Here is an 11,402-nt window from a genome sequence, read left to right as displayed (position 1 = left end):
GCTAATATATAGAAAAATGCATGAAGGTGGTCGAAAACATGTTTATTCAACCAGAATGGCAGTATAAGCAAGAAAATGGTTCAGCTATGCATCAATGGGTTAAACAAAAAGAAAATCCGGTTCCAAGTGATGTAGATATAATTTTGTACGGAGCTTTATTATCGTATAGTAGTAAACCATCCGAAAAAGCACTATATCCAACAGCGTTCCGAAAGGCTTGGCCAAGCTTTCAATCTTATAATTTAGATGAGCAAGTAGATTTGCGCTCGTTGGCAGTCGTTGATGTAGGCGATGTGGCTATCCACGAGACGGATCGAATGCTTTCAGAGTCAGCTATTGAAGCTGCTGCAGAAAGCTTAAGCACCGCATATTCTAAAAGTTTCACCTGTCTTATAGGTGGAGATCATGCGATTACAGCTTGCTCCTTAAGAGGAATAAAGAATGCTTTTCCAAAGGATCGCATAGGGATTATTCAAATTGATACGCATTTGGATGCCCGGAATCAGGAGGAAATTGGTTTAGCTATGGATTCTCCAATGCAGAGGCTTATTGCAACAGGGATTGTAGAGGGAAAACATATTTATAATGTCGGGCTACACGGCTTTTTTAATTCACCAGAAATGATTCACTATGCGAAAGAACAAGGAATTCATATGATTACGTTAAAGCAAATGCGTCGTGATGGCATTCAATTAACCATTCGCGAAATGCTCCGTCAGCTTATGTATGAGGTAGATCGCATTTATGTATCTGTCGATTTGGATGTGCTCGATATTACATTCGCCCCAGATGTACCTGCAGCAACACCAGGTGGATTAACGGCCTATGAATTATTCGATATCCTAAAGCTCATTGGAGAAAATGAAGGAGTCCGCCATATTGACTTTGTTTATGCGGATCCAAAAGAGGGGGACCTACGTCCAGAAACCGTAAAGATGGGCGTAACAGCATTTTTGCAATGGTTAACAGGTATTCGACTGGATTACCGCAACCGAATTTCAAAAAGAGGCAACGCCCTAATTAGATAGTTCGAAAATGAGACGTAGAATGATGGCTTGTATATATTTACAATGAAGTTTGATAATAGTTTGCTATAATAGAACAATGCTTACTAATGAATTACTACAATCATTGTATTGTTATAGAGAGGATTATTTATCATGACAACAAAACCAAAACTACTAATTGTTGATGGCATGGCGCTATTATTCCGTTCATTTTTTGCGTCTGCAGCGATGGGGCATTATATTCGCCTTGCGGATGGGACACCTTCGAATGGCGCCCAAGGATTTGTGCGTCATGTATTAATGGCACAATCTATTATGAAGCCGACACACCTTGCTGTTTGTTGGGATATGGGTGCACACACATTCCGCAATGAATTATTTGATGGCTATAAGGCTAATCGACCATCACCACCAGAGGAAATGCTACCGCAATTTGATATGGCGAAAAATTTATCTCAACAAATCGGCTGGCAAAACTTCGGTGTGAAAGGGATGGAGGCAGATGATTTAATTGGCTCAATGATTACAAAATTTCAGGATGAGGCTGACATTACGGTAATTAGTGGAGACAAGGATTTACTGCAGCTTTTAAGACCGTCAACAGAAATTGCTTTTACCAAAAAAGGCTACACAGAATATGACGTTTATACACATACACGCTTTCAAGAGGAATATGGCATTGAACCTATTCAATTTGCACAGGTCAAAGCTTTTATGGGGGATACGAGTGACGGTTACCCAGGCGTTAAGGGAATTGGACCTAAGCAGGCACTTACGTTAATTCAAACATATGGTTCTATTGAAAATGTTCTTACATCATTAGATGAATTAAAGCCTGGTCAACGTACGAAAATTAAAGAGAATTTAGAGATGCTAAAATTGTCACATGAGCTTGCAACGATTCAAACGAACGTGCCAATCGAGGCAGATTTAGCGAGCTTAGTATTACCGAACTACGAGCCCCAAACGTTCAAAGAAATAGAACAAAGTGGTTACACATTAATCGCAAAGCAGGCACGCTCGTTGTATTCACTTATTTAACTTCTTTCAGCGGATGTCACGGAAATCGAAAAGGAGTTCCAGAGGATGTTAGCCTAAAATCATCGCATCCACTGACCTGCATCGGTAAAAACGCCACGTCCTGTGGCATTACCGAAATGACCGACATCGTGTCGGCCCTCGTGTTGCTGACGCTACGTTAGCACTGCGCTTTCGCACAAAAAACATCTGCAGGACTATGCACAAAGCCGATTCCGGACGCAATTATGCCGAGGCATAATTAACTAATAAACTTCAAGGTATTCACGCAGAGTATAGAAATATGCTCTGCTTTTTTATAGCTATAAACAAGATCTACATGATCATGCTTTTTGCACAAGTTCTAAAAGGTATTCTTGAAGAGTAAATAAGTGAAAAAGAGCGTGTCTAACATTGTAGGCACGCTGTCATTTAGTTCGGTGTGATTTTGACGAAGCTCAATACTTTCTCATTATCTTTAAAAGGAGCCGTTCGAATTTTACTTTCACGATTTGCACCACCATTATCATGGAACATTAACAACAGCTCATCATTTTGTATTTCATAGCCAATCAGAGGTACCCAATGATACGCGAAGGCAGCCTTTTTATCGCACCAATTCAGGCTAAAATAGCGGTCAAAGCGTATGACGACAGGTCTCCCTGCATCGATTTCCTGCATAGCCTCCTTTAAAGTACAATCACGAATATCCCATGTCGGACGGAGCCGACGAAGATTGCGAATTAGACGCCACTTAAATAACCCGATTTTCGTGCCACCGAGAAGTTTATAGAGCTCATTTACCGAAGGAGCTTGATCTTCCAAGTAGTTTAAGATTACATGTACCGTTGTAGGTCCACAAGCGGAATTACGATAGTTGGGTGAAATGGCTGCATCATATTGTGATTTTCCAAGTAGCGACAATTGTTGGCGCATCATAATCTCCTTTCTAAAAAAGAGCTGCATTTCAAAAAGAAATGCAGCTCTTTCATCGAAGATAGAATTCTGTAACTTGCGGCTGATACTTCGCTTTCGCCACAGCTCAGAAGTTCTTCTATATTAACTTTGCTATTTTAGCCTAGTTAATTATTTCTGTGCAGATAAAAACTCAGTAACTTGTGGCTGACGCTTCGCTTTCGCCACAAATACGTAGCTCTTCTACATCAAATTTGCTAATATAGCCTATCTAAATTATTGTTGTGCAGATAAAAACTCAGTAACTTGCTGAGGTGTTTTAGCATTAGCACTATGTAAGTGTGCTAATTTTTCACCGTTTTGGAAAATTAGTAGGCTTGGAATACCCATTACATCATATTTGTCCGCAATTTCTGGAAGTTCATCACGGTTAAGTTCATACCAGTCAAATTGGTTGTACTCTTCGATAATTGGATCGATGAACATATTCATGCGTGTGCAATCTGGGCACCATCCAGCGTAAAATTTTACTAGCACTTTTTGGTCACCAGAGATCAGTTCATTAAATTGGTCAGCAGTTGTAATTGTTTTCATTTGTTATTTCACTCTCCTCGCTTACCATTCTACACATTTTTAACGCAACCTGAAAGTTTTCTGTTTGGAATAATCGCTATCTGCTTATTGTCTTGTTTTCGCTCGTAAAAAACGAAAAAAGTTGTATATTGCAAAAATAATTGGTGAAAAAAGATTGCTAAATGAAACAAAATATTCTACACTGAAAACAGAAAAAGTAGTTTTATCTTCATTCAACGGAAAAAATAACCACAAAAACTAAAATGGTAGTTGAACGAAGATAAGCCTTAGTTGTATGTCACAGATTAAATTTGAATAGAGCTAGACTGATTCAAATTCTGGACAAAAATACACGAAGGCAAACTTTGATATTTTTTTGGTCAAAAAATGAATGGCTATTCATTCAATGGGAGAATAAGGGGGAATTGCTTGTGACTTACAACATTAAAAAAGCAGCTGTTCTAGGTTCTGGGGTAATGGGCTCTGGAATTGCAGCACATTTAGCAAACATCGGTATTCCAACATTATTATTAGACATTGCGCCGAAGGAACTAACAAAAGAGGAAGAAGCGAAGGGTCTTTCCTTAGAGCATCCTGCTGTGAGAAATCGTATCGCCAACGGAGCTCTGCAAAAGTTATTAAAGCAAAAGCCAGCACCACTTACTTCTAAGAAAAATTTATCACTACTAACGGTTGGTAACTTTGAGGACGATTTAGAGAAATTAAAAGATGTAGATTGGGTTATTGAAGTTGTCGTTGAAAATTTAGCGATTAAACAAAGCCTATATGAAAAAGTTGATGCTGTACGTAAGCCAGGCACAATTATTAGTTCAAACACATCTGGCATAAGTATCGATGCAATGGCGGAAGGGCGTTCAGAAGATTTTAAAAAGCATTTCCTAGGAACTCACTTCTTCAATCCGCCACGCTATTTAAAATTACTTGAAGTCATTCCAGCAAACACAACAGCGCCAGAAGTTGTCAGCTTTATGAAAACATTTGGCGAAGATGTGCTTGGGAAAGGTGTCGTACTTGCTAAGGATACACCGAACTTCATTGCAAATCGTATCGGAACGTATGGTTTACTAATTACTTTACAAGAAATGATGAAGGGTAGCTATTCAGTTGGTGAGGTGGATTCTGTAACAGGTCCATTAATCGGTCGTCCAAAATCAGCAACTTTCCGAACGTTGGATGTTGTTGGTTTAGATACATTTATCCATGTAGCGAAAAACGTTTATGATCAAACAACTGGTGAAGAGCAGCAAGTTTTTGCAGTACCAGATTTCCTACAGAAAATGGTCACAAACGGCTGGCTCGGAGCAAAATCAGGTCAAGGGTTCTTCTTAAAGCAAGGCAAAGAAATACTTGAAATTGATCCAAACACTTTAGAGTATAGCCCAGTTAAAAAGTTAAAAACTCCTTCTATCGAAATGGCAAAACAAACTCGTGGATTAGCAAATAAAGTGAAAGCATTAACTTATGCTAAGGATCGTACCGGAGAATTATTATGGGGTATCTTCGCTCCGACGCTCATTTACTCTGCACAGCTACACGGTGAAATTGCTGATGATATTGTTGCCATTGACAATGCTATGAAATGGGGCTTCGGCTGGCAGCAAGGACCATTTGAAATATGGGATGCAATTGGCGTCAAAGAGTCCGTAGCTAAAATGGAGGAAGAAGGTCGTGAGGTACCGGCATTCGTCAAAGATATGTTAGCAAGCGGCTTTGAAACTTTCTATTCCGACTTGGACGGTGACCTAGCCTATTATAATGGCTCTGAATACGTAAAAGTGCCAGTGAATGAGAAGGAAATTAACTTAAAACGCTATAAGAAAAAGCACGGCGTTATTAAATCAAATACAGGTGCTAGTTTAATAGATATAGGTGATGGAATTGCATTACTTGAATTTCATTCCCAATCAAATGCAATTGGCTTAGACATTATCCAAATGATTAACTTTGCAATCGATGAAGTAGAAGCGAACTATAAAGGCTTAGTCATCGGTAACCAAGGAAAAAACTTCTGTGTTGGTGCAAATCTAGGAATGATTTTAGTAGAAGCACAGGATGATAATATTTTTGAACTAGATTTCGTTATTAAAGCATTCCAAGATGCGATGCAAAAGATTAAATACTCTCGCAAGCCTGTTGTAGCAGCGCCTTTTGCTATGACGCTAGGTGGCGGAGCAGAGGTTTGCTTACCAGCTGCACATATTCAAGCAACAATGGAAACGTATATGGGCCTAGTCGAAGTTGGCGTAGGATTAATCCCTGGTGGAGGCGGTAATAAGGCGCTTTACCAAAAATTCCTAAAAGGGTTACCGAATGGCGTTGAAGTAGACTATCAACATATTGCTAATAAAGTATTTGAATCGATTGCGATGGCAAAAGTTTCGACTTCTGGTGAAGAAGCACGTGAAAATAACTTCTTAAACTTTGCTGACGGAATTTCTGTTAACCCAGATCACCAACTATATGATGCAAAACAAGCTGCACTAGCGCTTTATGAGGCAGGCTATTTACCACCTGTGCCTACGAAAGTTCCTGTAGTCGGTGCATCAGGATACGGTACGCTACTAATCGGTGCTCAAGGAATGTTTGAGTCAGGCTATATTAGTGAACACGATTTAAAAATCGCTAAAAAATTAGCGTATGTCATTGCTGGTGGTAAAGTTCCATATGGCACATTAGTAGATGAACAATACCTATTAAACCTTGAGCGTGAGGCATTCCTAAACTTAGTGGCAGATCCGTTATCTCAACAAAGAATGCAGCACATGCTTTTAAAGGGAAAACCACTGCGTAACTAACTTTAAGACTGAATTCACTATACTTGCACATGAAACAAAGGGGGATTAATACGATGCGTGAAGCCGTTATTGTAGCAGGAGCACGAACTCCGATTGGAAAAGCGAAGAAGGGTTCTTTAGCAACAGTTAGACCAGATGATTTTGGAGCGGTTGTTGTCAAAGAAACATTAAAAAGAGCGGGCTATGAAGGTCCGATTGACGATTTAATTTTAGGATGTGCAATGCCGGAAGCCGAGCAGGGCATGAACGTAGCCCGTAGTATTGGAGCGCTTGCTGGACTACCAGATACAACGCCAGCGCTAACAATTAATAGATTCTGTTCGTCGGGTTTACAAGCAATTGCTTTTGCAGCAGAGCGTATTATGCTAGGACATTCTAAGGCAATTCTTGCTGGTGGCGTCGAGTCTATGAGTATGGTGCCAATGGTAGGTAATACACCTCGCTTAAATCCAACATTAGCTGAGACTGCTCCACAATATTATATGGGGATGGGGCATACAGCTGAGGAAGTGGCACGTCAATACAATGTTAGTAGAGAAGATCAGGATGCTTTTGCTGTTCGTTCACATGAGCTTGCGGAAAAGGCGATTAAAGAAGGTAAATTCAATGATGAAATCGTACCAATTGAAGTGGAGCAACATTATGTAGATGACAACAACAAACTACAGGTGAAAAAATTCACGTTTAGCACGGATGAAGGTGTACGTCCAGGTACATCAGTAGAAGGTTTAGCGAAGCTTCGTCCGGCCTTCCATGTTAAAGGTAGTGTTACAGCAGGTAATGCTTCTCAAACTTCAGATGGTGCAGCAGCGGTACTTGTGATGGACCGTGAAGAAGCAGAAAAACAAGGGCTTACTCCGATGGCGAAGTTTTTAGGCTTTGCAGTTGGTGGCGTACCTCCTGAGGTGATGGGTATTGGACCAATCGTGGCAGTACCTAAAGCGCTTGAAATCGCAGGCTTATCAATAGATGACATTGATTTATGGGAAATTAACGAAGCATTTGCGTCACAATCCTTACAAGTCGTACGTCATTTAGGCATTGACCAAAACAAAGTAAACGTTAATGGTGGAGCAATTGCCCTAGGTCACCCACTTGGTGCAACGGGAGCTATTTTAACATTAAAGCTCATTCATGAATTGAAGCGTCAAGGTAAGAAATATGGTGTCGTAACAATGTGTATCGGTGGCGGTATGGGTGCTGCGGGAGTATTTGAACTTCTATAATTTTTGCTAGATCAGCTTGGAGTGCAGCGTTTTCGGTTGCCTCCGAACGTAGTACTTCAAGCTTTTCTATATATTGGGGATAAAAACTATTAAAAATAGATATATAGGGAGGAATTTAGAATGACAGAAAAAACAACGGATTTCATTAAAGGCGGCGGATTTATTATTGAAGATGTGGAATTAGATCGTGTGTTTACACCAGAAGATTTCACAGATGAGCATAAAATGATTGCTAAAACTACTGAAGAGTATGTAGCAAATGAAGTGTTACCAGTCGTTGAAAATTTAGAAAACCATGAATTTGAGCATTCGGTTCGTCTACTAAAAAGTGCAGGTGAGCTTGGCTTACTAAGCGCGGATGTACCTGAAGAATATGAAGGTCTAGGATTAGACAAAGTTTCTTCTGCATTAATCGCAGAAAAAATGTCTGTTGCTGGCGGCTTCTCTATTACACATGGTGCCCACGTAGGTATTGGTTCTTTACCAATCGTCCTATTCGGAAATGAAGATCAAAAGAAGACGTATTTACCAAAGCTTGCGTCAGGTGAATTAATCGCTGCTTACGCATTAACAGAGCCAGGTTCAGGTTCTGATGCATTAGGTGCAAAAACGACTGCGAAGTTAAACGATGCAGGAACACACTATATTTTAAATGGTGAAAAACAATGGATTACAAATGCAGGCTTTGCAGATGTATTTGTTGTCTATGCAAAAATCGATGGCGATAAATTCTCAGCATTTATCGTAGAACGTGCCTTCAATGGCGTTTCAGTTGGCGCAGAAGAGAAAAAAATGGGAATCAAATCTTCCTCGACACGTACTTTAATCCTTGAAGATGCAGAAGTACCTGTAGAAAACCTTTTAGGTGAAGTAGGTCGCGGACACGTTATTGCCTTTAATATTTTAAATATCGGTCGCTATAAATTAGGGGTTGGAACAATCGGTGGCTCGAAACGTGCATTAGAGCTTGCTATTCAATATACAAATCAACGTCAGCAGTTTAAAACGAAGCTGTCTGATTTCAATCTAACAAAAGAAAAATTATGGACAATGGCATCACAATTGTATGCGTCTGAGTCATTAAACTATCGTACAGTAGGTTTATTTGAGGACCGCTTAAGTCAGCTAAGCCCAGATGAGCAAAAACAAGGAAAAGTGATTGCTAGTGCAATTGCTGAGTATGCTATTGAATGTTCTATTGCTAAAGTATTTGGTTCTGAGACTTTAGATTACATTGCGGATGAAGCGGTTCAATTACATGGTGGTTACGGCTTTATGGCTGAATACGAAGTAGAGCGTATTTATCGTGATTCTCGTATTAATCGTATTTTTGAAGGTACAAATGAAATTAACCGCATGATTGTACCAGGTACATTTATGAAAAAGGCAATAAAAGGTGAATTGCCATTACTACAAGTTGCTCAAAATTTACAACAAGAGCTTCTCATGTTAATGCCTGAAGATGTAGGCACAGAGCCGTTAGCACAGGAAAAATATCTTGTGAAAAATGCGAAGAAAATTGCTGTATTAGCATCAGGTTTAGCAGCACAACGCTTCGGTGCGAAGCTTGATCAAGAGCAAGAAGTATTAGTGAAGATTGCAAATATCGCAAACCAACTATTCGCTATGGAATCTGCTGTATTGCGTACAGAAAAAGCGATTGCTCGTGACGGTGCTGAAAAAGCTCATCAAAAATTACTGTACACTCAAATCTTCTGCCAAGAAGCATTTGCAGAAATTGAAAAAGAAGCAAAAGATACGATTCTTGCTTCAGCAGATGGCGACGCTGCACGCATGACATTGTCTGCACTACGTAAATTAACTCGCAATAACCCATATAACTTAATCTCGAAGAAACGTGAAGCTTCTGTTAAATTAATTGAAGCAGAAAAATTCGTAGTTTAATATGGCAGGTTTAACCTAGCTATCCACAGAGATGTGATAGCTAGGTTTTTTTGTTGGAAATAAAGTATAGCGCTGCAAAACGAGGGGTAATTTCCGTTCCAGGCTACTCGCTTTGTCGCTGCCGCTTCGCTTTCGCGCAGAGCAAAGCTTCCTGTGGGCGAGCGTCGAGCCGCTTCCTTCGCTAAAGGAACGAAGGCTAAATGCGTCACGTCCTGTGACAATGCCTCCGTGACCAACATCATGTTGGCCTCAGGGTCTCGACTGTCTCGCTTTCCCACGGGAGTCGAGTAGCCTTTCACTTCAATCAACAATATCATAGAACTTTAATAAATTTTATGAATGGCAAATGAGAACGCTAAGGCTACACATCATAATCAATCAGAATAGTAAGGGCGATTGTACATATGTTGTTGATTCTGCTACGATAACACTTCGCTTTCGCACGAAAAAACACCGGTAGCTAAAGCTTGGTTTTATTACATAAATCGGATAAATATGCAAGAAACACACGCTATATGAATTGGTTGATTGGAGTGGAGGCTGGGCGACTCCTTGGGGATCAGCGATATAGAGGAACGAAGGCTAAGAGCATCACGTCCTGTGATAACGCCTTCGTGACCAACATCCTGATGGCCCGAGACCCTGCAGCGAAGCGAAGCGACTCATCGGACGCCCCCAGGAAAGCGCACAGCCGGAACGGAAATCAACCCCACGCTATGGAAGGAATAAGTTAATAATTGTTTCATTTTGGTTCGTAACGGTTATGATGGTATACTACAGAAAATGAGGGATACACTGAAAATGTAGTTCCTAAAAATGATAGTAGAGGAGCCTTTAAATGACGATTCAATTTATTCAATATCCGAAATGTACTACTTGTAAAAAAGCACAAAAATGGCTAAATGACAATGGAGTTTCATATGAAGATGTACACATTGTCGAACAACCGCCAACAAAGGACGAACTATCAAACTTATGGCAAGTAAGTGGACTACCTTTAAAGAAATTTTTTAATACTTCTGGTATGAAATATCGTGAGCTTGGCTTGAAAGATAAGCTTGCTGAAATGACTGAAGAGGAGCAACTTGAACTGCTTGCTTCAGATGGTATGTTAATTAAACGTCCAATCGTAACTGATGGAAAAAAAGTTACGTTAGGGTTTAAAGAATCAGATTTTGAGCAAACTTGGAAATAACGCTTTTAACTTCTTTGAAAGAAGTTAATGCCTCCGGCGGATGTCACGGAAATCGGAAAAGAGTTCTTTGTGCTAGTAAAAAGCCGATCCCAGACACAATTATGCCGAGGCATAATTGATTCTTGTTTTTATGGAAGAAGTATGGCACACTGAAAGTGAATATATTACATATTTATGGAGGGGTTTTTGCATGAACACACCTAAAGACTTACGTTACTCTGAAGAGCACGAATGGGTTAAAGTAGAAGATGGAAAAGTACGTATCGGTATTTCTCATTTCGCACAATCTGAACTTGGAGATATCGTTTTCGTTGAACTTCCACAAGTTGGTGACGAAATCAAAACAGATGATCCATTTGGTAGCGTAGAATCTGTAAAAACAGTTTCTGAATTATATGCACCAATCTCAGGTACAGTAGTTGAAGTAAATGCAGATTTAGAAGATAGCCCAGAATTCGTTAATGAATCACCATATGAAAAAGCATGGATGATCGTTGTTGAGCCTGCTGATGCATCAGAAGTTGAAAAGCTTATGACAGCTGAGCAATACGATGAAATGATTGCAGAATAAGACAAGCTTATAAGACAAGCCTTTAACTTCTTTCAGCAATGGTCTCCTACCTCTTTAGATGTTGAGATGAATGTTGATTAAGATACTTTTCAGTGGGTGTCCCAATAGCCGCTGAAAGAAGTTAAAGCCTCCGGCGGATGTCACGGAATCGGCTTTGTGCAAGCACAAAGCCGATTC

At 40.0% G+C, this 11,402-nt stretch carries 9 protein-coding genes; 7 read left to right on the top strand and 2 right to left on the bottom strand.

From position 1 onward, the window contains the following. Positions 1-38 precede the first annotated feature (38 nt). Complete coding sequence (locus tag ABNX05_RS21910; RefSeq protein ID WP_349661645.1) at positions 39-1,028, top strand: agmatinase family protein; 990 nt, start codon at positions 39-41, stop codon at positions 1,026-1,028. Between the two features lie 132 nt (positions 1,029-1,160). Further along, positions 1,161-2,048, top strand: a complete 888-nt coding sequence (locus tag ABNX05_RS21905; RefSeq protein ID WP_349661644.1) for a 5'-3' exonuclease — start codon at positions 1,161-1,163, stop codon at positions 2,046-2,048. 408 nt (positions 2,049-2,456) lie between these two features. Here the strand turns inward: ABNX05_RS21905 and ABNX05_RS21900 are convergent, their stop codons facing one another. Together ABNX05_RS21900 and ABNX05_RS21895 are read right to left on the bottom strand one after the other, a co-directional pair. After that, a complete protein-coding gene (locus ABNX05_RS21900) occupies positions 2,457-2,960 on the bottom strand; it encodes a C39 family peptidase (protein ID WP_349661700.1) in 504 nt (167 codons plus the stop codon). 255 nt (positions 2,961-3,215) lie between these two features. After that, positions 3,216-3,533 (bottom strand): thioredoxin family protein, encoded by a 318-nt coding sequence (locus tag ABNX05_RS21895; RefSeq protein ID WP_349661643.1) that lies wholly within the window; start codon positions 3,531-3,533, stop codon positions 3,216-3,218. 410 nt (positions 3,534-3,943) lie between these two features. Here ABNX05_RS21895 and ABNX05_RS21890 point away from each other — a divergent pair, with 410 nt between their 5' ends. The 5 genes from ABNX05_RS21890 (at position 3,944) to gcvH (ending at position 11,225) form a co-directional block, all read left to right on the top strand. Then, complete coding sequence (locus ABNX05_RS21890) at positions 3,944-6,328, top strand: 3-hydroxyacyl-CoA dehydrogenase/enoyl-CoA hydratase family protein (protein ID WP_349661642.1); 2,385 nt, start codon at positions 3,944-3,946, stop codon at positions 6,326-6,328. A gap of 53 nt (positions 6,329-6,381) precedes the next feature. Continuing rightward, the gene (locus tag ABNX05_RS21885; protein ID WP_349661641.1) at positions 6,382-7,554 is read left to right on the top strand and encodes an acetyl-CoA C-acetyltransferase; all 1,173 of its coding nucleotides are present in this window, start codon (positions 6,382-6,384) and stop codon (positions 7,552-7,554) included. 120 nt (positions 7,555-7,674) lie between these two features. After that, complete coding sequence (locus tag ABNX05_RS21880; RefSeq protein WP_349661640.1) at positions 7,675-9,459, top strand: acyl-CoA dehydrogenase FadE; 1,785 nt, start codon at positions 7,675-7,677, stop codon at positions 9,457-9,459. Between the two features lie 838 nt (positions 9,460-10,297). Further along, on the top strand, positions 10,298-10,654 hold the full coding sequence (locus ABNX05_RS21875) for an arsenate reductase family protein (RefSeq protein WP_349661639.1): 357 nt from the start codon (positions 10,298-10,300) through the stop codon (positions 10,652-10,654). Between the two features lie 190 nt (positions 10,655-10,844). Next, positions 10,845-11,225, top strand: coding sequence for a glycine cleavage system protein GcvH (gene gcvH / locus ABNX05_RS21870; RefSeq protein ID WP_079561463.1), 381 nt, complete (start codon positions 10,845-10,847; stop codon positions 11,223-11,225). The last annotated feature ends 177 nt before the right edge of the window (positions 11,226-11,402 follow it).

This window comes from Lysinibacillus zambalensis, from assembly GCF_040183165.1.
Classification (GTDB): domain Bacteria; phylum Bacillota; class Bacilli; order Bacillales_A; family Planococcaceae; genus Lysinibacillus; species Lysinibacillus zambalensis.
Note: the sequence above shows the minus strand (reverse complement) of the source record. Positions and strands in the feature narration are given on the sequence as shown.